This window comes from Terrabacter sp. 2RAF25 (assembly GCF_052115265.1).
GTDB lineage: Bacteria > Actinomycetota > Actinomycetes > Actinomycetales > Dermatophilaceae > Terrabacter.
In genome coordinates this window covers 1-22,791 of sequence record NZ_JBFRGJ010000010.1, presented here as the reverse complement: position 1 = coordinate 22,791, position 22,791 = coordinate 1, and the positions used below count along the sequence as shown (strand labels likewise).

At 71.6% G+C, this 22,791-nt stretch carries 20 protein-coding genes, 1 tRNA gene and 1 pseudogene; 15 read left to right on the top strand and 7 right to left on the bottom strand.

Going from position 1 to position 22,791, the window contains the following annotated elements; all coding sequences use genetic code 11:
* The first annotated feature begins 196 nt into the window (after window positions 1–196).
* Both AB4091_RS20200 and AB4091_RS20195 read left to right on the top strand, forming a co-directional pair.
* The gene (locus AB4091_RS20200) at window positions 197–2,683 is read left to right on the top strand and encodes an ATP-binding protein (protein ID WP_442294375.1); all 2,487 of its coding nucleotides are present in this window, start codon (window positions 197–199) and stop codon (window positions 2,681–2,683) included.
* Between the two features lie 46 nt (window positions 2,684–2,729).
* Window positions 2,730–4,535: an ATP-binding protein gene (locus AB4091_RS20195; protein WP_442294373.1), complete on the top strand. Its 1,806-nt coding sequence runs from the start codon at window positions 2,730–2,732 to the stop codon at window positions 4,533–4,535.
* Window positions 4,536–4,565: 30 nt separating this feature from the next.
* On the opposite strand, the gene AB4091_RS20190 is transcribed toward AB4091_RS20195, so the two are convergent.
* The 3 genes from AB4091_RS20190 to AB4091_RS20180 form a co-directional block, all read right to left on the bottom strand.
* Window positions 4,566–4,982, bottom strand: a complete 417-nt coding sequence (locus tag AB4091_RS20190) for a hypothetical protein (protein WP_442294371.1) — start codon at window positions 4,980–4,982, stop codon at window positions 4,566–4,568.
* Window positions 4,983–5,120: 138 nt separating this feature from the next.
* A complete protein-coding gene (locus tag AB4091_RS20185) occupies window positions 5,121–6,773 on the bottom strand; it encodes a CDP-alcohol phosphatidyltransferase (protein ID WP_442294369.1) in 1,653 nt (550 codons plus the stop codon).
* Entirely contained in the window at window positions 6,770–7,537 is a 768-nt protein-coding gene (locus AB4091_RS20180; RefSeq protein ID WP_442294367.1) for a CDP-alcohol phosphatidyltransferase family protein, read from the bottom strand. The genes AB4091_RS20185 and AB4091_RS20180 overlap by 4 nt, the downstream gene beginning before the upstream one ends.
* A gap of 84 nt (window positions 7,538–7,621) precedes the next feature.
* On the opposite strand from AB4091_RS20180, the gene AB4091_RS20175 reads away from it, so the two are divergent.
* The 11 genes from AB4091_RS20175 (at window position 7,622) to AB4091_RS20125 (ending at window position 16,977) form a co-directional block, all read left to right on the top strand.
* On the top strand, window positions 7,622–8,614 hold the full coding sequence (locus AB4091_RS20175; protein WP_442294365.1) for a zinc-dependent alcohol dehydrogenase: 993 nt from the start codon (window positions 7,622–7,624) through the stop codon (window positions 8,612–8,614).
* A 55-nt stretch (window positions 8,615–8,669) separates the two neighbouring features.
* Window positions 8,670–9,041, top strand: a complete 372-nt coding sequence (locus AB4091_RS20170) for a 6-pyruvoyl trahydropterin synthase family protein (RefSeq protein ID WP_442294363.1) — start codon at window positions 8,670–8,672, stop codon at window positions 9,039–9,041.
* Window positions 9,038–10,090: a glycosyltransferase family 4 protein gene (locus AB4091_RS20165; protein ID WP_442294361.1), complete on the top strand. Its 1,053-nt coding sequence runs from the start codon at window positions 9,038–9,040 to the stop codon at window positions 10,088–10,090. Before AB4091_RS20170 ends, AB4091_RS20165 begins: the two co-directional genes overlap by 4 nt.
* Before the next feature lie 73 nt (window positions 10,091–10,163).
* Window positions 10,164–11,183, top strand: a complete 1,020-nt coding sequence (locus AB4091_RS20160) for a lysylphosphatidylglycerol synthase transmembrane domain-containing protein (protein ID WP_442294359.1) — start codon at window positions 10,164–10,166, stop codon at window positions 11,181–11,183.
* The gene (locus tag AB4091_RS20155; RefSeq protein ID WP_442294357.1) at window positions 11,176–11,895 is read left to right on the top strand and encodes a RibD family protein; all 720 of its coding nucleotides are present in this window, start codon (window positions 11,176–11,178) and stop codon (window positions 11,893–11,895) included. Before AB4091_RS20160 ends, AB4091_RS20155 begins: the two co-directional genes overlap by 8 nt.
* A complete protein-coding gene (locus tag AB4091_RS20150; RefSeq protein ID WP_442294355.1) occupies window positions 11,888–12,583 on the top strand; it encodes a GTP cyclohydrolase II in 696 nt (231 codons plus the stop codon). Before AB4091_RS20155 ends, AB4091_RS20150 begins: the two co-directional genes overlap by 8 nt.
* Window positions 12,584–12,786: 203 nt before the next feature.
* Complete coding sequence (hglS, locus tag AB4091_RS20145) at window positions 12,787–14,205, top strand: 2-oxoadipate dioxygenase/decarboxylase (protein ID WP_442294353.1); 1,419 nt, start codon at window positions 12,787–12,789, stop codon at window positions 14,203–14,205.
* Window positions 14,202–14,441 carry a glutaredoxin domain-containing protein gene (locus tag AB4091_RS20140; RefSeq protein ID WP_442294351.1) on the top strand — a complete coding sequence of 80 codons (240 nt, stop codon included), beginning with the start codon at window positions 14,202–14,204 and terminating at the stop codon, window positions 14,439–14,441. Before hglS ends, AB4091_RS20140 begins: the two co-directional genes overlap by 4 nt.
* Window positions 14,442–14,555: 114 nt before the next feature.
* Window positions 14,556–14,834, top strand: a complete 279-nt coding sequence (locus tag AB4091_RS20135) for an alpha/beta fold hydrolase (RefSeq protein ID WP_442294349.1) — start codon at window positions 14,556–14,558, stop codon at window positions 14,832–14,834.
* A gap of 237 nt (window positions 14,835–15,071) precedes the next feature.
* A complete protein-coding gene (locus AB4091_RS20130) occupies window positions 15,072–16,283 on the top strand; it encodes a cysteine desulfurase family protein (protein WP_442294347.1) in 1,212 nt (403 codons plus the stop codon).
* A gap of 541 nt (window positions 16,284–16,824) precedes the next feature.
* A complete protein-coding gene (locus AB4091_RS20125) occupies window positions 16,825–16,977 on the top strand; it encodes a hypothetical protein (RefSeq protein WP_442294345.1) in 153 nt (50 codons plus the stop codon).
* Window positions 16,978–17,112: 135 nt separating this feature from the next.
* Here the strand turns inward: AB4091_RS20125 and AB4091_RS20120 are convergent.
* Window positions 17,113–17,186, bottom strand: a tRNA-Phe gene (locus AB4091_RS20120).
* A 262-nt stretch (window positions 17,187–17,448) separates the two neighbouring features.
* Between AB4091_RS20120 and AB4091_RS20115 the strand changes: the two genes are divergently transcribed.
* The gene (locus tag AB4091_RS20115; RefSeq protein WP_442294343.1) at window positions 17,449–18,015 is read left to right on the top strand and encodes a YceI family protein; all 567 of its coding nucleotides are present in this window, start codon (window positions 17,449–17,451) and stop codon (window positions 18,013–18,015) included.
* Between the two features lie 74 nt (window positions 18,016–18,089).
* Here the strand turns inward: AB4091_RS20115 and AB4091_RS20110 are convergent, their stop codons facing one another.
* Both AB4091_RS20110 and AB4091_RS20105 read right to left on the bottom strand, forming a co-directional pair.
* Window positions 18,090–18,611 (bottom strand): hypothetical protein, encoded by a 522-nt coding sequence (locus AB4091_RS20110; protein ID WP_442294341.1) that lies wholly within the window; start codon window positions 18,609–18,611, stop codon window positions 18,090–18,092.
* A 122-nt stretch (window positions 18,612–18,733) separates the two neighbouring features.
* Window positions 18,734–20,884 carry an MMPL family transporter gene (locus tag AB4091_RS20105; protein ID WP_442294339.1) on the bottom strand — a complete coding sequence of 717 codons (2,151 nt, stop codon included), beginning with the start codon at window positions 20,882–20,884 and terminating at the stop codon, window positions 18,734–18,736.
* 184 nt (window positions 20,885–21,068) lie between these two features.
* Between AB4091_RS20105 and AB4091_RS20100 the strand changes: the two genes are divergently transcribed.
* Window positions 21,069–22,505, top strand: coding sequence for a GuaB1 family IMP dehydrogenase-related protein (locus AB4091_RS20100; RefSeq protein ID WP_442294337.1), 1,437 nt, complete (start codon window positions 21,069–21,071; stop codon window positions 22,503–22,505).
* Between the two features lie 40 nt (window positions 22,506–22,545).
* Here AB4091_RS20100 and AB4091_RS20095 read toward each other — a convergent pair.
* Window positions 22,546–22,791 (bottom strand): annotated as a pseudogene (locus tag AB4091_RS20095) (IS110 family transposase); the annotation flags it as partial.

The window sequence follows — 22,791 nt, the reverse complement described above, 5'->3', positions numbered from 1 at the left end:
CCCCGGGCCCACGCCGCCACATCTCACGCCACATCTCACAACGCCACGTCCCAAGCTGCCACGTCCCACGACACGGTGTGGCATACGCCCTTTTTGTCGGATTGTCAGCCCGTCTGCGACATCATGGGTAGATGACGTGCGCGCCCAGCACTGCGGCCGGCTCCACGCCGCGGCACGCCCCGTCAGGGGTGGCCGCGTGACGCGGCCCGTCCTCTCGCGCTGGAACTGGTGGGTCTGGGCGCTGCTCGCGCTCGTCGGCGTCTTCGTGCTGGGCGTCACCGCGGTGCGCTTCGCCCCGCCCGGGTCGACGGTGGCGGTCTGGTGGCCGGCGGCAGGACTTGCCGTCTCGTTCCTGCTCGCCACCGGCCGTGACCGTCGGGCCTATCTTTTCCTGGTCGGGGTGCTCCTCTCCAGCGGGGCGGCCAACTACTACGGGGGAAGACCGTCGGTCGTCGCCCTCTGTTTCGGCGTTGCGAACGCGGCCGAGGCGGCCGTCGTCCACGGCCTGCTCACGCGTGGCGTCCGCCGACCCACCCTGGCCTCGATGGAGGACCTCTGGCGGCTGCTCGCGGCCACCCTCGCCGGGGCTCTGGTGTTCGGGGTGCTCGCCGGGCTCACGGTGCGCTTCGGACTGGACGGGCCGTTCCTCGCGACGATGTCGGCCGTGACGGCGTCGCACGCCGCCGCGGTGCTGGTGCTCGCTCCGATGGGTCTCGCGGCGCGGGTCCTGCGCGCTCAGCCGCTCGGGCTCGAGGACCTCGTCCAGTGGGTCGCGGTCGTGGGGGTGACCGTCTGGGTCTTCCACGCCGGCCAGCTGCTGCCCCTGGCGTTCCTGCCCATCCCGGTGCTCGTCTGGGGGGCGCTGCGCCTCGGTCAGCGCACCGTCGCCGTGCAGCTGCTCGTCGTCGGGGTGACCGCGGTCGTCATGACGAGTCGCGGGGGTGGCCCGTTCGCGTCGGCGGCCCTCACCGGTGGCATCCGGCCCGAGACCGTCGGGGCCCTGACACAGGCCTTCCTCGCCACCGCGGCCGTCACGGCCCTGTCGCTCGCCGTCGCCACGACCCAGCGCCGCACCGCCCTGTCCGAGCTGCGCGACGAGGTGGAGCTCAGCGGTGTCGTGCTCGACACCGCCGCGAGCGCCATCGTCGTGGTCGACCGCGACGGCACGATCGCGCGTCTCAACGCCACAGCCGCCCGGCTCATCGGTGACACGGAGGAGGCGATCGTCGGACGGCTCGCCGCCGACGCCTTCCCCGCGGCCGACCGCGAGCGCGTCGTCGCGACGATGGCCGGGATCGCCCGCGGCACCTCCCCGCTCACCGAGGAGCACGACTGGCACGTGAAGGGTCTGGGCGTGCGCCGGATGGTGTGGACCAACGCCTACCTCACCGACGACGACGGCCGCCGCACCCACCTCGTCAAGACCGGTGTCGACGTGACCGACGAACGCGCCGCGCGCACCTTCGTCGAGGCGGTGCTCGAGGCGGCGACCGCCACGGCCATCATCGGCATGGACCTCGAGGGTGTCGTCACCCTCTTCAACCGAGGTGCCGAGAACGTCATCGGCTGGCAGGCGTCCGACGTCGTGGGGCGGCACGACTGGCCGCTGCTCCACGACCCCGCCGAGATCGCCACCCGAGCGGCCGAGCTCGGCGTCGAGCCCGGCTTCGACGTGCTGGTCCACCTGGTCAGGGAGGGGGCGCCCGCCGAGACCCGCGACTGGACCTGCGTGCGCCGGGACGGCACGCGGCGCACCGTGTCGCTGACGATGAGCGGCATCCGGGACCAGTCCGGGAGCCTCACCGGCTACCTAGCCGTCGCCGAGGACGTGACCCGGCGTCGCCAGGCCGAGATCGCGCTGCAGGTCGCCCTCGACCGGGAGCGGCAGGCCGTCGAGGAGCTGACCGCGCTCGACCGCACGAAGTCCGACTTCGTCTCGACCGTGAGCCACGAGCTGCGGACGCCCCTGGCGAGTGTCCTCGGCTACGCCGAGATGCTCGAGGACGGCGCCGCCGGCCCGCTGACCGACCGTCAGGTCGAGCTCGTCTCACGTGTCGACCGCAACGGGCGGCGCCTGCTGTCGCTCATCGAGGACCTGCTGCTCAACTCCCGCATCGAGGCCGGCCGCCTCCAGCTCGACCTGCGGCGGTGCGACCTGACCGATGTCGTGGCGAGCGCGTGGTCGTCCGTGAACACGGTGACGGCCCAGCGTGACCTCGACCGTCGGGTGGAGCTCGGGGAGCGTCCCCTGTGGGTCGAGGGCGATCCCGTGGCCCTCGAGCGGATGGTGACCAACCTGTTCTCCAACGCCGTGAAGTTCACGCCCGACGGCGGCCGGGTCAGCCTCGGGCTGCGGGTCGACGAGCAGGAGCCGAGCACGGTGCACCTCGTCGTCGCCGACTCCGGCATGGGCATCCCGGCCGCCGACCACGAGCGGGTCTTCGCGCGGTTCTTCCGGTCCAACGCCGCCAACGAGAGGGCGATCCAGGGCTCGGGGCTCGGGCTGTCGATCGTGCGGGCCATCGCCGAGGGCCACGGCGGCACCGTCTCGGTCGAGTCCGAGCCCGAGCAGGGTGCGACGTTCACGGTGTCGCTGCCCCGGACGCTCGCCGAGGCCAATTCCGACGGACCGGCCCTCTTGCGCGCCGGTCGGACATATCGTGACCAGAAGGACGATTCGTAGCGCGGTGCGAAGGCGCCGACACGAGCGAGAGGCCAGGGGAGCAGGGGTGCGCGACGGCGTGACGTGGGAGGTGCGGGCGCTCGGGCGCCTCACCGAGCTGATGAACCGGGTCAGCGCGCAGGACGACCTCGAGAGCCTCTTCGAGATGGTCGTCGACGGTGCGGCCGACGTCGTCGGCTTCAAGGTCGCCGCGATCAGCCTCGTCATCCCGTCGGGGGACGTGGAGGTCGTCGCGGTCGCGGGCGACGACGACGCGCGCAGCGAGCTGATGGGGCGGCGCACTCCCCGGATCAATCTCGAGGCTGAGTTCGCGGTGGCCGAGCGATGGGGCGGCCTACGGTTCGTGCCGGCCGGTCAGCTGCCTGCCGGCTCCGAGGACGGCTGGGTCGCCTCCGACTGGACGGCGCCGGCCGACGATCCTGACGCGTGGAACCCCGAGGACACCTTGATCGCGCCGTTCTTCGACGCCGTCGGCAACCTTCTGGGCATCCTGTCGGTCGACCTGCCGCTCAGCGGCCGCCGCCCCGACCTCACCCAGCGCGCCGTGCTCGAGCTGTTCGCCCACCAGACCGGCATCGCGATCTCCGCGGCTCGCCAGCGCAACGCGCTCTCCGAACGGGTCCGGCTCGTCGAGGCGGTGCAGACCGTCGCCCGCATAGCGCAGGAGGACCTCGACCCGGCGAAGGTGCTCGACGTTGCCTCCGAGCCGATCGCGGCAGGACTGGCCACCTCGGGCCTCTGGATGCGCGCCTTCGCCGGTGAGGACGACGACGAGCGCGAGAGTGTCGCGGCCCGCAGCGGCGGGCCGGTCCGCACGCCCGTCTCGCTCGTCGCGATCGCCCGTGACGTCGCGACCCGCCGCTGGCGTACGGGCGGGGTCGCCGTCGTCGACCAGGACAGCGGCGGCGACGCCGACCTGATGTGGCGGGCCGACGAGCTCGCCGAGGTGCGGCAGTTCCTCGGCGACGCGCGGGCCCGCTCGATCCTCGTCGCGCCGATCGGGTCGGGGTCGGCCTGCTTCGGCTACATCGCGTGCACGCGCAGCCCCGGCGACCCCGAGTGGACCGAGGCCGAGGCGGCCGCGGCGCTCGAGATCGGCCGTGACCTCGGCCGCGCCATCCGCAACGCCCGTCTGTATGCCGCCGAGCGCCGGGTCGCTGCCGAGCTGCGTGAGTCCGACCGCAGCAAGACCCAGCTCTTCTCGACCGTGTCGCACGAGCTGAAGAATCCCCTCGCCTCCATCGTCGGGCACGTCGAGCTGCTGCGGCAGGAGCCCGACAGCAACCCGGACTGGTCGCTGGGGGTCATCGAACGCAACACCGAGAGGCTGCAGAGCCTCGTCGACGACCTGCTGACGCTGTCGCGGGTCAGCGACCCCGACCGGGCCATGCCCCAGGCCGACGTAGACCTCGGCACGGTGTCGCGCGAGGTGGTCGACATGTTCCGCCCGCGGGCCGACCACCAGGACGTGACGCTCACCTTCGACCTCGAGCCCGAGCTGCCCCTCGTGCGCGGCAGCGCCGGCGACCTCGAGCGCGTGGTTCAGAACCTCGTGAGCAACGCCGTGAAGTTCACGCCGGCGGGTGGCTCGGTGGCCGTGTCGGTCGCCAGCCGGCGCGACCGCGTCGTGCTCGAGTGCGCCGACGACGGGCTGGGCATCTCGCCGGAGGACCAGGTGGGCCTGTTCACCGAGTTCTTCCGCGGCACCAACCCTGCCAGCCTCAAGGTCCCGGGCACCGGCCTGGGCCTGAGCATCGCCCAGCGCGTGGTGACGCGACACGGTGGTCGCATCCACGTCGACTCCGAGCTGGGGCGCGGCACGAGCGTCCGGCTGCTGCTGCCGGCTCTCTGACCGGCAGGGCAGCCGTCGAGAGACCGGGCTTCAGGACGCGTGGCGACCGCGCGTCGCCGGCGTCGCCGGCGTCGCCCCTGTCGGGGACAGGTGGGTCGAGAACGACCGGGCCCGCAGCAGCAGGGTGGCGCCGACGACGATGCAGACGATCTCGGCGGCCGCCGCCAGGAAGACGGCGAGGCCCGACCACTGGCTCTTGATGCCGAGCAGGCCCACGGTGGTGGAGATGATGAACGCGCCGAGCGTCGCCCCGCCGAAGCCGAGGGTGAGGAACGCCGGGACCCAGTGCTCCCAGCGCAGCAGCATGACCGCGATGACCACGCCCGCCACGACGTTGACGAGGAACATCGGCCCGACCGACTGGTTGCGCACGCCGTCGAACCACAGGTAGCCGTGCACCGCGGCGGAGACGATCAACGCCGCCGCACCCAAGATCCGGAGTCTCATCAGGTCTCTCCTGTCGCCGGTGTCGCGCCGCGGCGTCAGGTTTGGCGTCGTGGTGTTGGACTCTTGCCCACGAAGACGAGCGAGCGCATACCGCGGTTCACCCGGCGCCTCTGGACGCGGGGTCGTGCCGACCGGCGGTCAGCCGTCGTGACCGGGGCCGTAGGCGGTGAGGAACCGGTCACGGAAGCGGTCCATCGGCCAGGTCGGCGCGTTCGCGGCCGGCCGCAGCCCGTCCTGCCAGCCCCAGCTGCGGATGCGCTCGAGCACCGCCTTGTCGCGCGTGACGAGGCTGACGGGCACGTCATGGCTCGCGTTCTCGCCGGAGACGACGCTGACGGGCTGGTGGTCGCCGAGCACGAGCACGACGAGGTTGTCGTCCTTCGTGCCCTCGAGGAACGACACGACGCTGTCGAGGGAGTACGCGACGGTCTGGCCGTATGCCGTCTTGATCCGGTCGGTGCTGCGCCACACGACGTCGCGGGTGGGCGCCTTGCCGGCGTCGGCGAGGAACACCGAGCCGTCGCCGACGGCTGACCAGTCAACGAGGCGCGGCAGGGGTGCCCACGGCACGTGGCTCGTGACGAGGTCGACCTCGGCCATGATGCGTGGCCGGTCGGGGCGGGCGAGCTCGAGACGGTCGAACGCTGACAGGGTGTACTGGTCGGGCATCGGGGCGTAGCCGTAGCCGGGGCCGGCGTAGCCCAGCGTGCGGGCGTCGTAGATGTGGTCGTAGCCGTAGAAGGCCCGGCCCTCGGGCCAGTCGCGCCAGTCGGCGGGGATGACGTCGACGGTCCGCCAGCCGGCCTCCGAGAACGCCCGGGCGAGGGTGAGGCGTCGCGTCTCGAGCAGCTGGTCGTAGCGCTGCTGGCTGCTCACCCAGAGGCCCGACTGGAGGGTCGAGTGGGCGAGCCAGCTGATGCCGCCGAAGGTCGGGGAGGTGAGCCACGCGCTGCGGGTCGACCAGCCGTCGGCCTGCAGGCTGCTCGTTCCCTTCGCCAGCGCCGTGGCGACGTCGGGGCTCCGCTCGACCGCCACCCTGCCGTAGCTCTCGACGAACACGACGACGACGTCTTTGCCGCGCAGCGCCGTCAGCAGCCGGTCGGGCCGCGCGTCGGCGAACGCGTCGACGGGGATCTGGGTCGCGAAGGAGGCGCGGTCCTCAGACGCGTCGCGGACCGTCGTGACCTCGTGGGCGGTGAGGGCTGCGGTGGTCGCTGACGCGACGGGCAGGTCAGGGCCGACGCTGAGCCCGAGCGGTGCGCAGACGAGCCACGCGACCGCGCCGGCGAGCGCGACCCGCCACGCCGCTGAGCGGTGGCGCTCGACGAGGCTGCCGACCCGGAGCACGGCCCACGGGGCGACGGCGACCAGGCCCAGGAGGAGCAGCACGGCGCCGGCGACGACGAGCAGCGCGACGGTCGGGCCCACCGCGTCGCCGACCAGGTCGTGCGCGGAGCCGACGTAGCGCCAGTCGGTCAGCGCGTTGAAGGGCCGGTAGAGGGCGGCGACGAAGACGGCGTCGAGCACCCGGAGGGCGAACAGGGCGCCCAGGAGCACGCCGACGACGACGGCCAGCCACCGGCGTACGCGGCCGCGGAGCACGAGCAGGGCCGCCACGAGCACGACTCCCTCCAGCGGCACCCGCAGGAGGGCCAGCGGTGTGGGGTACCAGCCGATGGCCGGGACCGGGGCAAGCAGCGCGACCCAGAGCACCACCAGGGCGACCGCCGTCGCGACGTGCCCGACGACCGGACGCGTGCGCGTACGCGCAGGTCGGGTGGTAGCGGTCACCGGACCGCTCGGGCCACGGTCGCGTCGAACGGGACCGGGTGGGGGACCGCGCCGCCGAACGGGCGCAGGGCCTGCCGCCGGAGGGCGGCGACCTCGGTGCCGAAGGAGACGAGCAGAAGCCCGAGTCCTGCCGCGACGACCGCCGTCACGAGCGGCGGCGCCAGTGCCTGCGCCGCGGCCACCGTCAGGGCGATCCCCTGGTATGCCGCCACGACCTTGCGCCACCGACGGGCCGGCACCTGCCCCCGCAGCCAGGGGGCCCAGCGCCCGGCCGCGCCGACCGCGAGCAGCACGTAGCGAGCCGCGCCGATGCCGAGCACCCACCAGCCGAGGTCGCGCGCGACCTGAACGCTGAGCACGAGGATGAGGAACGCGTCGGTCTCCATGTCGAACCGGGCGCCCATCGGGCTGGCCGTGCCCGTGCGACGCGCCACCCAGCCGTCGACCGCGTCGAGCACCAGGGCGACGGCCGAGAGGGCGACCAAAAGGTCGACGGCGACCGGGCTGGCGTCAGGGTCCGCCACGAGAGCCGCCACCCCACAGGCCAGCACGGCGCGGGTGAGGGTCACGCGGTCGGCGGGCAGCAGGGAGCGCCGGGCGAGGCGCACCAGCCCGTGGGCCAGCGCCGTCGCGAGGACGACACCGCTCGCCAGGCCGGCGACCCACCCCCGTGGGCCCAGGTCGGCGGCGTCGTGCAGCGCGGTGAGCAGGCCCAGCACGCCGACGAACCCGATGACCGGTCCGGGGGGAATCACCTGACGCACGCGCCTCCACCTCATCGAAAGGGGTTTTGTACCAAGGACGACGTGGCCGCCTATGGAGTTCAGGGTCGGCTCTAGTCTGGTCGCGTGTCCAGCGACGCGCAGGCCTTTTGGGTCGCCGAGCCCGGCCGGGGCGAGCTCCGGCCCGTCGCGCTGCCCCCGGTCGGGCCCGGCGACGTGCTGGTGCGCGCCCTGCACTCCGGGGTGAGCCGGGGCACCGAGACGCTCGTCTTCCGCGGCGCCGTGCCGGCCGACCAGCACGAAGTGATGCGCGCCCCGCACCAGGAGGGAGACTTCCCCGGGCCGGTCAAGTACGGCTACCTCAGTGTGGGCGTCGTGGAGCAGGGCGCGCCGGCGCTGCTCGGGCGCACGGTCTTCTGCCTCCACCCGCACCAGACGGCATACGTCGTGCCCGCGGAGACCGTGGTGGTGGTGCCTGACGACGTGCCGCCCCGACGGGCGGTGCTCGCGGGCACCGTCGAGACCGCCGTCAACGCGCTCTGGGACGCGGCCCCGCTCGTCGGTGACCGCGTGGCCGTCGTCGGTGCCGGCATGGTGGGGTGCTGCGTCGCCCGGCTGCTCGCGCGCATCCCCGGCACGCAGGTCACCCTCGTCGACGTCGACGGGTCGCGGGCCGACGTCGCGGCGGGCCTGGGAGTCGGCTTCGCGCGGCCTGACGACGTCGAGAAGGACGACCGCGGGCACGACCTCGTCGTCCACACGAGCGCCACCGGCGCAGGCCTCCAGCTGTCTCTCGAGCTGCTCGCACCGGAGGCCACGGTGCTCGAGCTCAGCTGGTACGGCGACTCCAAGGTCGAGCTCACCCTCGGTGGCACGTTCCACTCCTCGCGTCTCGGCATCCGCGCGAGCCAGGTGGGTTCCGTTGCGGCAGTGAGGCGCTCGCGCTACACGTACGCGCAACGGCTGGAGCTCGCGCTCGGCCTCCTCCGCGACCCGGCGTTCGACGTGCTGCTCACTGGGGAGTCGCCCTTCACGGACCTGCCCAACGTGCTGCCCCGCCTCGCGGACGGCAGCCTCGCCGCCATCTGCCACACCATCGCGTACGACTCCACCCACTGACCCAGCCACCTACTGATCGGGGAGCCCGTTGTTCAGTGTCACCGTCCGGGACCACATGATGGTCGCGCACAGCTTCCGCGGCGAGGTCTTCGGGCCGGCGCAGCAGCTCCACGGTGCGACCTTCGTGGTCGACGTGACCTTCCGGGGGCCGGCCCTCGACGACGACGACATCCTCGTCGACATCGGGCTCGCCACGCAGCAGGTCCACGACGTCGTCGGCGAGCTCACCTACCGCAACCTCGATGACGACCCGGCTTTCGAGGGCGTCAACACCTCGACCGAGGTGCTGGCGCGCGCCGTCGCCGACCGTGTCTGCGAGCGGGTGCGCTCGGGCGGTCTCGGCGCCGCCGCCGAGCAGGTGACCGGCCTCGCCGTCACGCTGCACGAGTCGCACGTCGCGTGGGCCACCTACGAGCGCGACGTGTGACGCGCCTCCACGCCGTCGTGCCCGCCGGCATCGACGATGCCGCGCGCCCGAGCGGAGGCAACGCGTACGACCGGCGGGTGCTGGACGGGCTGCGGGCGGCGGGATGGGTGGTCGACGAGCACCCTGTCCCGGGCACCTGGCCACACCCGCACGCGTCGGCGCTCGCTGACCTGTCTGCCGTGGTTGCCGGAATCGCAACGGGCTCAGTGCTGCTCGTCGACGGGCTGATCGCCTCGAGCTCTGCGGACGTTCTCGTCGAGGAGTCGGCGCGAGTGCGTCTGGTCATCCTCGTGCACATGCCGCTCGTGACCACCGACGCCACAGCCGGGCCCGGCGAGGGTGGGGTGCTCAGGGCCGCGAGGGCGGTGGTGGCGACGAGCGAGTGGACGCGCCGCCTGCTCGTCGACGCGTACGCGCTCGGCGAGGACTCGGTGCACGTTGCCCACCCGGGGGTGGACGACGCGCCCCTTGCGCCCGGCACCTCGACCGGCGGCTCCCTGCTCTGCGTCGCCGCCGTGTCGCCGCACAAGGGCCAGGCCGACCTCGCCGACGCGCTCGGGCGAGTGGCCGACCTGCCGTGGCGCTGCTCGCTGGCGGGCTCGCTCGACGTCGCCCCCGAGTACGTCGGTGCGGTGCGGCGAACGCTCGCCACCGCCGGTGTCGCCGACCGCGTGACCCTGGTCGGGCCGCTCGGCGCGGACGCGCTCGAGCGGGCGTATGCCGCCGCCGACCTCGTCGTGGTCCCCTCGCGCGCGGAGACGTACGGGATGGTCGTGACCGAGGCGCTGGCGCGCGGACTGCCCGTCGTCGCGACCCGCGTCGGAGGTGTGCCGGAGGCCATGGGCGCCAGCGAGCCCGACCTGCCGGGTCTGCTCGTCGCGCCGGACGGGGTGGATCCACTCGCCGCTGCGCTGCGCGCGTGGCTCGTCGACGCGGACCTCCGATCCCGATTGCGGGCTCACGCGATACGGCGGCGTGCCACGCTGAGGCCCTGGTCGAGCACGGTCGCCGACGTCGCTCGTGTGCTGGAGGGGGTGGGCCGTGACTGAACCCGCCGTCTTCCCTCGACGTCGTCCGGAGGGAGACCCGCAGCGGGACTCGTCACGGAGAGGCCGGTGGACCATGCGCAGGAGCCCGCGCTGGCTGCGGCCCGTCGGGGGCGTGCTGATCCTCGGCATCGCCCTCTGGCGCTTCGGCACGGACACGGTCGTCGACGCCCTCCGTGGCATCGACGGGTCGGCGCTGCTAGCGGCAGCCGCGCTCGCGGCGCTGACGACGCTGTGCGGGGCGTGGCGGTGGGTGCTGGTGGCCAGGGGCCTGGGCGCCGACCTGTCGCTGCGCTCCGCCGTGGCCGAGTCCTACCGGTCCCAGTTCCTCAACGTGACCGTTCCCGGTGGCGTCGTCGGAGACGTGCGGCGCGGTGTGCGCCACGGCCGCGCGGCGGGCGACGTGGGACGGGGGCTGCGTGCGGTCGTGTGGGAGCGCACTGCGGGGCAGGTCGTCCTCGGGACGCTCGCGTTGGGGGCGAGCCTGTTGCTGCCGTGGCCGTTCCGGTCGGGAGGCCGGACTGCCGTCGGCGGCGGCACCGTCGTCGTGGGCGTCCTCGTGGCCCTCGCAGTCGTCGCCGTCAGTGGATGGGTCGTCAGCCGTGGTCGAGGGCGGTTCGGCCGAGTGGTCCGAGCCGTCGTCGGCGACCTGCGGGCCGGCGTGCTGGGGCGCCGGACGTGGCCGGGTGTCCTCGCTGCCTCGGTGCTCGTCGTCGCCGGGCACGTGGCGACCTTCGTCGTCGCCGCCCGCAGCGCCGGCGTCACGGCGTCGCCGGTCAGTCTGCTGCCGCTCGCCCTGCTCGTGCTCGTCGCCATGGGCGTGCCCCTCAACGTGGCCGGCTGGGGCCCGCGGGAGGGCGCCGCGGCATGGCTGTTCGGTGCCGCGGGGCTGGGGACGACCGCCGGAATGGGTACGGCAGTGGTGTACGGGGTGCTGGTGCTCGTCGCCAGCCTCCCGGGTGCGGCGTTGCTGCTCGTGTCCCACCGCAGCGGTCAGGGCGATGGGCTCTCCGAGCAGCACGTCGCACCAGCCGAACCTGTTGTGGACGTCGACGCACGCGTCGGCGTGGATGTCGAAGGAGCCGCCCGTGGCTGACCGGCCCTACACCCTGCTCAGCTGCGGGATGTCCCTCGACGGCTACCTCGGCTCGGGCACCACGACCCGCCTCGTGCTGTCCAACGACGCCGACTTCGACCGGGTCGACGGCGAGCGCGCCGCGAGCGACGCGATCCTGGTCGGGGCGGGCACGATCCGCAAGGACAACCCGCGCCTGCTCGTGCGCTCGGCCGACCGGCGCGCCGCCCGGGTCGCCAGGGGGCTGGCCCCGTCGCCCACGAAGGTGACCGTGACCCGCCGGGCCGAGCTCGACCGCGAGGCCAGCTTCTTCGCGGCCGACGGCGCCGAGAAGCTCGTCTACTGCCCGAGCGACACGGTCGACGCGGCCCGGGGCCGCATCGGTTCGGCGGCGGCCGTCGTCGATGCCGGACGACCCGTGACGATGAGCCGCGTCTGCGACGACCTCGGCGATCGTGGCGTGCGGCGCCTCATGGTCGAGGGCGGCGGCACCCTGCACACGCAGCTGCTCACCGCCGGCCTGGCCGACGAGCTCCAGCTCGTCGTCGCCCCGTTCTTCGTCGGCGACTCGTCGGCCTGCCGCTTCGTCGGAGACGGTCGCTTTCCGTGGAACCCCGACCGGCGGGCGACGCTCGCCGAGGTGCGCCAGATCGGCGACGTCGTGCTCCTCAGGTATGCGTTGTCGCCGCGTTTCGAGGCAGAGGGCGCTGCCGTCGGGAGCCACGATGAGTGAGCCGGCTGCGGCCTCGATCCGCACCCAGGTGGTCGTCCCGCTCACCTTCGGCGACGGTTACACCACGACGGCCCGCGTCTTCACCTTCGATGGCCTCGTCGACGGGCTCGAGCACGTCGCGCTCGGCCTCGGCGACCGGGCCGCCCCGTTGGAGGGCGGCTCCGTCATCGCCGGCCCCACCCTGACCCGGCTGCACAGTGAGTGCCTCACGGGAGACGTGTTCGGCAGCCGGCGCTGCGACTGCGGGCCACAGCTGCGCGAGTCGGTCGAGCGACTCGCGACCATCGGCGGCTTCCTGCTCTACCTGCGGCAGGAGGGCCGGGGCATCGGGCTCTACGCCAAGCTGGACGCGTACGTCCTGCAGGATCGCGGCCTCGACACCTACGAGGCCAACGAGGCCCTCGGCTACGGCGCCGACGAGCGCGACTACACCGCCGCTGCGCAGATGCTGGGCGCGCTCGGCGTGAGTCGGGTCGCACTGCTGAGCAACAACCCCGACAAGGCCGACCAGCTGCGCAGCCTCAGCATCAGCGTCGAGCGCCAGGTGCGGACGGGTGTGCACCTGTCCGACGCCAACGCGCACTACCTGTCGACCAAGGCCCGCTTCGGGGCGCACACCATCGACCTCGGCCTCGACGTGGCCACCGAGCTCGAGGTCCGGCGCGACAGGCGGCGTGGCACGGCCTGACGATGGCACGCGGCCGCAGGCCCGCGGGCGCCCAACGGTGTCAAGCAGACTCGTCCAAGACGCTGAGGTCGACGGTGAGCGCAGGCCCCGTGTCTCGAGGGCGGTGGCTCCACGGGGCGGTGTCCTCCTCCAGTGGACGCGGCATCATGGACTGGCGACCGCGCGTCCGAGGGCGCACCCACTCGTCGAGAGGAGCCGTGGCGATGACCGTGGTGGAGACCCTGGAGCTTCGGGCTCGCTTCGCCCGCAGCCTGTCCGACCTGTACGGCACCGAGGTGCCCGCGTACACAACCCTCCTCGAGGTGGCCGAAGCGGTCAACGACGAGCTGCTCGCGCGGCTCGGCGCCGACGCCGAGCGGCTCGGCAGCATCGAGCGCGTCACCGCGGAACGTCACGGCGCCATCCGTGTCGGCACCCCGCGCGAGCTGGCGCAGGTGGCGCGCATCTTCGGCGCCCTCGGCATGTACCCGACCGGGTTCTACGACCTGCGCGACGCGGCGCCGGCGCCGATCCCGGTCGTGTCCACCGCCTTCAGGCCGCACGACCCGAACCAGCTGTCGCGCAACCCGTTCCGGGTGTTCGTGTCCATGTTGGTGCCCGAGGACGAGCGCTTCTTCGACGCCGACCTCTCCCGACGGCTGCTCGACTTCCTCGGCTCGCGCACCCTGTTCCCCGACGAGCTGCTCTCCCTCGCCGACACGGCCGAGCGGGACGACGGCCTCGAGGTGGCGGCCGCCGACCGGTTCCTCGAGCTCGCGACGGCGGCGTTCGCCCTCTCGCCCGACCCGGTCGACCGCGACTGGTACGACGAGCTCGAGCGCGTCTCGAGCGTCGCCGCCGACATCGGCGGGGTGACGAGCACGCACATCAACCACCTCACCCCACGCCTGCTCGACATCGACGAGCTCTACCGCCGCATGGCCGCGCACGGCATCGCGATGATCGACCAGATCCAGGGACCGCCGCGCTGGGACGGGCCCGACATCCTGCTCCGCCAGACCTCCTTCCGGGCGCTGGCCGAGCCGCGGCTCTTCCGGGAGGCGGACGGGCGGATCGTCCGTGGTGACCTGCGCGTCAGGTTCGGCGAGGTCGAAGCCCGTGGCGTCGCCCCGACTCTCGCCGGTCGGCAGCTCTACGACCGCATGCTCGCCGAGGCAGACGCCCGGAGCCGCAACGCGCCTGACCTGCCCCGCGACCAGGTGCTCCGCGCGGTCTGGGAAGAGAACCTGCCCCGCACCGACGTCGATCTGGCCCGGCGCGACCTCGGCTACTACACGTTCGCCGTCCGGTCGGATCGACCCGAGGGCGTTCCGCCGGGCGACCTGGTGACGCTCCTCGACGACGGCTGGGTCGAGGCCACGCCGATCGTCTACGAGGACTTCCTGCCCCGGTCTGCGGCCGGGATCTTCGCCTCGAACCTGAGCGGACAAGGTTCTGCCGACGCATCCCGCACCAGTGCGCCACGGGACCGTGCCTGGTTGGCCAAGGCCATCGGGCGGCCGGTCATCGACCCGGACGATCTGTATGCACACCAGCGAGCCGAGTCGCTCGAGGCTGTCGCCGCCGCCCTCGGTCTCGACCACATCGACGTCGTGAGCAGCGCGAAAGGAGATACATCATGAGCAGTACCGTCGTCATCTACTACAAGCCGGGGTGTCCCTTCGCGCTCAGACTTCGCACTGCGCTGACGATGCATCGTGTGCCGTTCACGTCAATCCGCTTCAGAGATGATGAGGAGGGAGCAGCTCACGTGCGTGCGGTGAATGACGGGAACGAGATATCCCCTACGGTGAACGTGAACGGTCGCTGGCTCACGAACCCGAGCTGGCAGGACGTCGTAGCGGCCCGACAGAAGTAGAAGTTCTCGCCCTGTTCAGTCCGGCAGGCCAATGCGACCATGCCATCGTCTCCGAGGGCCCTGCGTGGCCGCGGCGGCGCGCGTCGCTTCAGGCTCCGGTCTCCGGGTTCAGGCTTGGGCGGCGAGGAGAAGGTCGACGTCGATGTCGATCCACCGGCCGATCACGAACCTCGGCACCCGCATTCGCAGGCCCTTCCGATCGAAGCGCCGACCCTGCTCACCTTCGGCGAGCACGACCAATGCACCTCGACCCGGTTCGCGAGCCCAATCACGTCGCGTATCCCTGACGCCGAGCTCGTCGTCTTCGACGGATGTGCGCACGCACCGATCTACCAGGACGTCGAGGGCTTCAACTCCCGGACCCTCGCGTTCCTGCGGCAGCACTACCTCTGACCTGCTCCGCGTCCTGGCAGCGACCCTCACGGCAGTGACGCAGCCCCAGGACGTGCTCATCTGCCTGCACAGGGCCAGTCAACTGCGGCCGAAAGGCGCGCGTCAGTCAGAGGCCCCGCCCAGCGGTCACCTCTCCGGGCCGCTGGCCGGCGTCGTTGCGGTGCAGTTGGGAGCGGGGCTCACGGGTCACGTTCCCTGGGCGGGTAGTTGGAGCGGCATACGTCAAATTCTGAACTGATGGTTGAGTTGTTGCGCTGTTCGACGGAAGAGCCGCGGGGTTTGCTTCGCCGGCCGGCCTACCTCGACTACAACGCAACGACGCCGGTGGATCCACGAGTCGCCGATGCAGCCCTGCGGTACCTGACGGGGTGCTTCGGTAACCCATCGAGTTCGCACGTCTACGGAGTGGAGCCGCGGGAGGCCATCGAGGAAGCCCGGGACGATGCACTGGGTCTACTCGGCGGACGCCGCGCCGGGGACGTGGTGTTCACCGGTTCAGGTTCCGAGGCGAACTTGCTGGCCCTGCGCGGGAGCGTCTTGGCGCCGAGCCGGGCTCGTTCACATATTGTCACCCAGGCCACCGAGCACCCCGCTGTCTTGGCCTCTTGTGCGGCGCTGGCACGACACCACGGCACCCGGGTCACTATCCTGCCCGTCGACGAGGCCGGCCTCCTCGACCCGGTGCTACTGGAGCGGGTGCTCCGGCACCCCGACTCGGCGGAGACACACGGCGAGCGCACGATCGTCTCGGTGATGATGGCCAATAACGAGACCGGGGCGATCCAGCCGATCGCACAGTTGACCGCCATCGCCCACGCCTTCGGCGCCCTGATGCACTCGGATGCTGCGCAGGCAGCTGGGAAGATCCCGCTCGACGTCACTGCGCTCGAGGTCGACCTGCTCACGATCGTGGGTCACAAGATGTATGCCCCGAAGGGGATTGCGGCGCTCTTTGTGCGCTCGGGGCTCGGTCTCGAACCCGTGGTGTACGGCGGCGGACAAGAGCGCGGGCGGCGAGCGGGCACGGAGAACGTTGCCCTCATCGCGGCGCTGGGCGCGGCGGCCCGCCTAGCTGCCGATGACCTGGCTGGCGGCGCCGAACACCGGCTTGTCGCGCTTCGCGACAAACTTCACGGCGACCTCGAACGCTGCCTGCCTGGACGTGTCCAGCTCAACGGTCCGCTCGCCCCGCGCCTACCCAACACGCTCAACGTGAGCATCACGGGCGTCCTAGCGCACGAACTTCTCCCGGCAATGGCGGCCCTCGCGGCCTCAGCGGGCTCGGCGTGTCACAGCGGCCTGCACACCCCCTCGCCCGTGTTGACCGCCATGGGTCTCGATCGTGAACGGGCGCTGGGCGCCGTACGGCTCTCCCTCGGCCGCTGGACGACCACGGATGATGTCGATCTCGCAGTCCACGAGATAGTCCGAGCCGTATTCACGGACTAGGTGGGCGCTGATCTCGGACTGGATGAGATCCGGTGGCCCATTCATCTGGGCATGATGTGGGTGAGACGTCAGCGCCCGACAGGCGGCGCTGTGATGCTGCCGCATGGGACCCGTCGGCTGCAGAAATCCGCGCATGGTGAACGGCCCTCGCTCCGTAGGTCGTCGCCTCCATCTTGGGCTCCGTCGAGGAGAGTTGCTCGGGCTGCAGTGGCAGGAAGTCGACCTCGAGGCAGAGGCCCTACAAGTGGTGCAGCGCGTCCAGGGGTCGGTGCTAGCTCCAGCTCAGCGCACCCGAGACCCGCAAGTCCAGACGCACGGTGCCTCTGCCGCGCCCGGTCGTCGCCGCTCTCAGGGCGCACAAGATTGCCGAGGGAAAGGAGTGCTTGGCGGCCGGTGCGGGCGGGGCACGACACTGACATGGCGTTCGCCTCGGCGGTCAGCACTCCGATGCAGCCGGACAACCCTGCGGCGCAGCTGGGGGTACCGGGTGCGCACGGTCCTGCACGGGCCGCTGCCGCGTTCTCGATTTGAGCACACCTGCGTGACGCTCTTGCTGACCGAGGGAGTCGCGCCGCACATCGTCCAGGAGATCGTCGGCCACAGCGCGATCGACGTGACGATAACGATCTACGCCCACACCTCGCTGGACGAGAAGCGGAAGGCTCTCCAGCTGCTGGGGGAGCGGCTCGCCTGATGCGCGTTGCTATCACCGTTGCTATCAACCGGCCGCAAAGCGCACAAACGGGGCGGCAGCAGCCGGCCTGCTCAGAGGTGCCGGGAACGACGAAGCCGCAGGTCAGAGTGATCTGAACCTGCGGCTCCGGTGTTGTGGCCAGGGGCGGGGTCGAACCGCCGACCTTCCGATTTTCAGTCGGACGCTCGTACCAACTGAGCTACCTGGCCGGGACAACGTGACGAACTATAGCCGACCCCTCACCCCATCTCGCAAACCGCCCGCGATGGTCCGCGGGGTCGCCGCTCCGTGCGTCGACGGGGCCCGGGGCAGGGGTATGGGTAGGGTCGTCAGGTCGGGGGATCCGGACGCGATCGCGGCGGGCGACAACCAGACGGTTTGCCGTCCACGCCGGCGATCGTGAACCATTCAATGACCTGGGGTCGTGAGAGAGCATTCCGCGACCCGTCCTTCGTCCACTGGGGAGAGACCATGACCGACAACGCAGCCGCGCTGAGCGGGGACTGGGACTTCGACCCGGCCCACACCCGCATCGGCTTCTCCGCTCGTCACGCCATGGTGACGACGGTCCGTGGCTCGTTCAACGACGTGACCGGCCGGTTCTATGCCGACCTCGACGACATGTCGAAGTCCTACGCAGAGGTGACGCTCAAGGCCGCGAGCGTCGACACCCGCAACCAGCAGCGCGACGACCACCTGCGCAGCGGCGACTTCTTCGACGTCGAGAGGTGGCCCGACATCCGCTTCGAGAGCACCCAGATCGAGGAGATCGAGGAGAACGCCTACCTGGTGGCCGGGCACCTCACGATCCGCGACATCACCAAGCCGGTCTCGATCCCGCTCGAGCTCATGGGTGTGCAGACCGACGCGTACGGTGCTCTCCGTGCCGGCTTCGAGGGCTCGCGCCGCATCAACCGCCGCGACTTCGGCCTCGAGTGGAACATGCCGCTCGACGCCGGCGGAGTGCTCGTGTCCGAGAAGATCTCGCTCGAGTTCGAGATCTCCGCAGTCAAGCGCACCAACGGCGACCAGGGCTGACGCCGGCTCGAGGTGACGTGCCTCGCCCGAGCGCGACGCTCCACCTCGAACCAGGAACCTCCGAAGGGTCTCGCCTACGCAGCGGGGCCCTTCGTGCGCACGTCGGCGACGTGCGACATCGCCTCGCGCAGCTCGCCGAGCCAGTCGCTCTCGTGCTGGGCGACGAGCTTGACGCACCAGGCGAGCGCCTCGGCGCGTGACCGGGCGACGCCGGCGTCGACGAGGGTGTCGAGCACGAGTCGCTCGGGCTGGCGGAGCCGCGTCATCGCGGGGGCGGCGACGTGCGTGAACAGCTCGGTGCGGTCGCCGACGCGCACCGCCCACGACACCTTGCGCTCGAAGCGGTGCTCGGCCTCGCGCGCGATCTCGATGCGCCGACCGCGGGTGTCCTCGCGGAAGGCCTTGGTGCGGCCGGCGCGCGCCTCGCCGCGCTCGGCGTCGCTCGATCCGTCGGGCAGGTCGACGTCGCCGATCGTGAGGACGACGGTGATCTCCTCGCGGTCGACGGTGATCTCTGGTGGCGTCGAGCGCCACTCCTCGGGCAGGCGGCCGACGAACCAGCCGCGCACCCGCTCCTGTGCTTCGTTCGTAATCATGTAATCAGGATTACTCCATTACCAACTCGGGTCAATGGGTTACGCCTGTGGCAGAGCCGAGGACGTATGCCGCCCGGCTCGGCCCGGCGGCATACGTCCTCTGTCGGGGGGTGGCCTCGGCGTCAGGGCGTGCGGGCCAGCTCCGGCTCGGACTCGGACGAACGCTCCGCCGAGCCGGCCCGTTCGCTGAGGGCCCGGTCGTCGCGAGCGAGCTTGCTGGGCCACCACATCCGCCCACCGATGTCGAGGTTGAGCGCGGTCACGAGCACCGAACGTACGACCAGGGTGTCGAGCAGCACTCCGAGCGCCACTGCGAAACCGATCTCGGCGAAGGCGACGATCGGCATCGTCGCGAGCACGGCGAACGTGCCTGCGAGAACGAGCCCGGCCGACGTGATGACGCCTCCGGTGGCGGCGAGACCGATGAGCGCGCCACGCCTCGTCCCGACCTGCTTCGCCTCCTCGTGGACACGGGTCATGAGGAAGATGTTGTAGTCGATGCCGAGCGCGACGAGGAAGACGAAGACGAAGAGGGGCAGCGACGAGTCGGCTCCGGCGAAGCCGAGGATGTGCCGAAACACCAACGCGGACAAGCCGATTGCGGCTCCGAACGACAGGACGACCGTCCCGATGAGCACCAGTGGTGCCGTCACCGCCCGCAGCAGCAGGATGAGGATGAGGAGAACGACGCCCAGGATCACCGGGATGATCCGCAAGTTGTCGTCGGCGCTCGCCCGCAGCGTGTCGGCCCGGGTGGCCGTGTCGCCGCCGGCGATGGCGTTCGCTCCGGGCACGCCCTTGATCGCGGCACGGATGCGGTCGAGGGTGGCCGTCGCGGCGTCGGAGTCGGGTGCGGCGGTCAGGGTCGCCTGGATGAGCGAGCGGCCGTTCTTCGAGACGGCCGGGGTGACGGTGTCGACACCCGCGACCCCCTTGACCGCGGTCTCGACGGCACCCGCCTTCGCCTCGTCGGCGAGCACGAGAACCGGGGAACCCGCTCCGGCGGGGAAGTGCCTCGCCGCGATCTGCTCGCCGATGACCGAGGGCGGCGCCGTGTAGTAGGAGTCCTTGTTGGACAGCCCGGACGCGTTCAGCTGGAGGACGCCGAGGGCGGCGATGGCGAGCAGCAGGGACGTCACGACCCAGGTGCGTCGCGGAGCACGGGCGATGCGGGCGCCGATGCGCGCCCAGATGCCGTCGCGCGTGTGGTCGACGGAGCCGAAGGTCGGTCGCACCGGCCAGAAGACCCATCGGCCGAGCACGACGAGCAGGGCCGGCAGCAGGGTGAGCATGACGAGCAGGGCGACGGCGATGCCGATGGCCGCGACCGGCCCGAGCCCCTTCGTCGAGCTCATCGTCGCGAAGAGCAGGCAGAGCATGCCGGCGATGACGGTGGCCCCGGAGGCGATGATCGCGGGACCGGCCCGGTGCAGCGCGACGGCCATGGCCTCGTGGCGGTCCTCGTGCCGGCGCAGCTCCTCGCGGTAGCGCGCGACGAGGAGCAGCGCGTAGTCGGTCCCGGCGCCGAAGACGATCACGGTGAGGATGCCCGAGCTCTGCGCGTTGACGGTCAGGGCGTTGCCGTCGGCGAGGAAGTAGATGACGCCCTGGGCGACGAAGAGGGCCGTGCCTGCCGACAGGACGGGGACGAGCCACAGGACCGGGCTGCGGTAGGTGACGAGCAGGATGGCGATGACGACGGCCATGGCGCTGTAGAGCAGCTTGCCGTCGATGCCGGAGAAGGCCTCCGACGAGTCCGCGGCGTAGCCGACCGGTCCGGTGATGTGCATCGAGAGGCCGGCCGGCGTGTCCTTCGCGGCGTCCCGCATCTTCGTCACGGTGGCGCCGAGGGAGTCCCAGCCGGCGTCGCCGGCGTCGACCGGCACGATGACCTGGAGCGCCTGCTTGTCTGCGGACGGGATCGGGCCGATGGAGTCCCGCCGGACCGTGTCGATCGCGTTGAACTTCGCGACCTGCGCCGTGACCGTCGCGAGATCGGCCGGGGTGACGCCCGCCGGGCGCTCGTAGACGACGACGGCGGGGAACTCGTTCTTGCTCTGGAAGTCGGCGATCTGGGCGACCACCTGGGTCGACTGAGCGTCCTGCGGCAGCCAGGACGCGGCCTCGTTGTTGAGGGCGTCAGGGAGCTTCGAGGCCGGCCCGAACATGAGGCCGAGGACGAGCATCCAGAAGCCGACGACGACCCACTTCGTCACCCGGGTCGACGGGATCCTCGCGAAGCGTCCGATCTCACCGGTTTTGTTCTCTTGCATGGTGATTGCCCCTCTGCCGGAGTGGGGTCGCACGCCAGCGGCCCGCATCCACGCTAGGACGGTTCCTCGGCCACGCACAGGGGTAGCGCGCGGAATGGGGGTCTGCCTCAGGGGCCACTCCGGGTAGACCCTGACAGGCGGCCGTGGACCCCGCAGCGCTGCGCGCCGCCTAGCATGGTTGCTCGTGCAGTTCCTCAACGGCCTCCAGCCCCAGCTCGACCTCACCTACGACGACGTCTTCATGGTGCCGAGCCGCTCGTCGGTGACGAGCCGTCTCGACGTCGACCTGTCGTCCGTCGACGGGTCGGGCACGACCGTCCCGCTCGTCGTGGCAAACATGACGGCCATTGCCGGACGTCGCATGGCCGAGACGGTGGCCCGTCGCGGCGCCATGGCGGTCATCCCGCAGGACATCCCCGTCGACGTCGTGCGCGAGGTCGTGGGCTGGGTCAAGCAGCGGGGCCTCGTGCACGACACCGCGATCACGCTCGAACGACAGATGACCGCGGGCGAGGCGCTGGTCCTCATCGGCAAGCGCGCCCACGGGGCCGCGGTCGTCGTCGACGGCCCCAAGCCGGTCGGCATCGTCACCGAGAAGGACCTGACCGGCGTCGATCGCTACACCCAGGTGCACGACGTCATGCACGAGGACATGGTCGTGCTTCCCGACAGCATCGACCCGCAGGAGGCGTTCGAACGACTCTCCGCCGCCCGCCGCAAGGTTGCTCCGGTCGTCTCCGACCACGGCGAGCTCGTCGGCATCCTCACCCGAGGTGGGGCCGTCCGCGCAGGTCTCTACCAGCCGGCCGTCGATGCGGACGGCCGCCTCCGGGTCGCGGCCGCGGTCGGCATCAACGGCGACGTCGCCGCCAAGGCGTCCGAGGTGCTCGCCGCCGGCGCGGACGTCCTCGTGATCGACACGGCTCACGGCCACCAGGACAAGATGATCGAGGCGCTCCGGGCCGTCCGGGCCCTCGACCCCGGCGTGCCCGTGGTCGCCGGCAACGTCGTGTCCGCCGCCGGCACGCGTGAGCTCATCGAGGCAGGGGCCGACATCGTCAAGGTCGGTGTGGGTCCGGGCGCCATGTGCACCACTCGCATGATGACCGCGGTCGGTCGGCCGCAGTTCTCCGCAGTGCTCGAATGTGCCACGGCCGCAAGGGATCTCGGCAAGCACGTGTGGGCCGACGGCGGGGTGCGCCACCCACGTGACGTCGCGCTCGCGCTCGCGGCCGGCGCTTCGAACGTGATGATCGGCTCCTGGTTCGCCGGCACGCTCGAGTCGCCCGGTGACCTGTACACCGACAACGACGGTCGTCAGTACAAGGAGTCGTTCGGCATGGCGAGCTCACGCGCGGTGCGCAACCGCACGGCCACCGACTCCGACTACGACCGCGCCCGCAAGTCCCTCTTCGAGGAGGGCATCAGCTCGGCGCGGATGTACATCGACCCGGCCCGCCCGTCCGTCGAGGACGTGATCGACCAGATCGTCGCGGGGCTGCGCAGCAGCTGCACGTATGCCGGTGCGCGCAGTATCGAGGAGTTCCACGAGCGGGCGGTCGTCGGCCTCCAGAGCACGGCCGGCTTCGCGGAGGGCCGCCCCCTCCACACCTCCTGGTGACGCCCGCGCCTGTCGGAAACTGAAGCTCCTATGTCAATGGTCAGGCGGCGGCTGCTGGTTTCAGGGGGTGGTCGGGGTTGGCGTGATGGCGGACGTGGTCCTCTGTCATGGCGTGGAAGATGACGTCGATGAGGTGRCGTTTCAGGACCCGGAGGGCGCCTTTGCGGGTGTCGTTACCGGCGCGGCGCCGCGCGAGGAGCTGTTGCGCGGGTGGGTGCATCCGCGCCTGGGTGACCGCGACGCGATGAACGGCGGCGTTGATCTGCCGGTTGCCGCCACGGTTGAG

What these genes read in the sequence shown, in the direction of transcription:
- AB4091_RS20190 (WP_442294371.1), bottom strand. Translation starts at nt 4,982, where the DNA reads ATGAGACTCCGGATCTTGGGTGCGGCGGCGTTGATCGTCTCCGCCGCG.
- AB4091_RS20170 (WP_442294363.1), top strand. Translation starts at nt 8,670, where the DNA reads ATGATGGTCGCGCACAGCTTCCGCGGCGAGGTCTTCGGGCCGGCGCAG.
- AB4091_RS20160 (WP_442294359.1), top strand. Translation starts at nt 10,164, where the DNA reads ATGCGCAGGAGCCCGCGCTGGCTGCGGCCCGTCGGGGGCGTGCTGATC.
- AB4091_RS20150 (WP_442294355.1), top strand. Translation starts at nt 11,888, where the DNA reads ATGAGTGAGCCGGCTGCGGCCTCGATCCGCACCCAGGTGGTCGTCCCG.
- hglS (WP_442294353.1), top strand. Translation starts at nt 12,787, where the DNA reads ATGACCGTGGTGGAGACCCTGGAGCTTCGGGCTCGCTTCGCCCGCAGC.
- AB4091_RS20140 (WP_442294351.1), top strand. Translation starts at nt 14,202, where the DNA reads ATGAGCAGTACCGTCGTCATCTACTACAAGCCGGGGTGTCCCTTCGCG.
- AB4091_RS20130 (WP_442294347.1), top strand. Translation starts at nt 15,072, where the DNA reads ATGGTTGAGTTGTTGCGCTGTTCGACGGAAGAGCCGCGGGGTTTGCTT.
- AB4091_RS20115 (WP_442294343.1), top strand. Translation starts at nt 17,449, where the DNA reads ATGACCGACAACGCAGCCGCGCTGAGCGGGGACTGGGACTTCGACCCG.
- AB4091_RS20110 (WP_442294341.1), bottom strand. Translation starts at nt 18,611, where the DNA reads ATGATTACGAACGAAGCACAGGAGCGGGTGCGCGGCTGGTTCGTCGGC.
- AB4091_RS20105 (WP_442294339.1), bottom strand. Translation starts at nt 20,884, where the DNA reads ATGCAAGAGAACAAAACCGGTGAGATCGGACGCTTCGCGAGGATCCCG.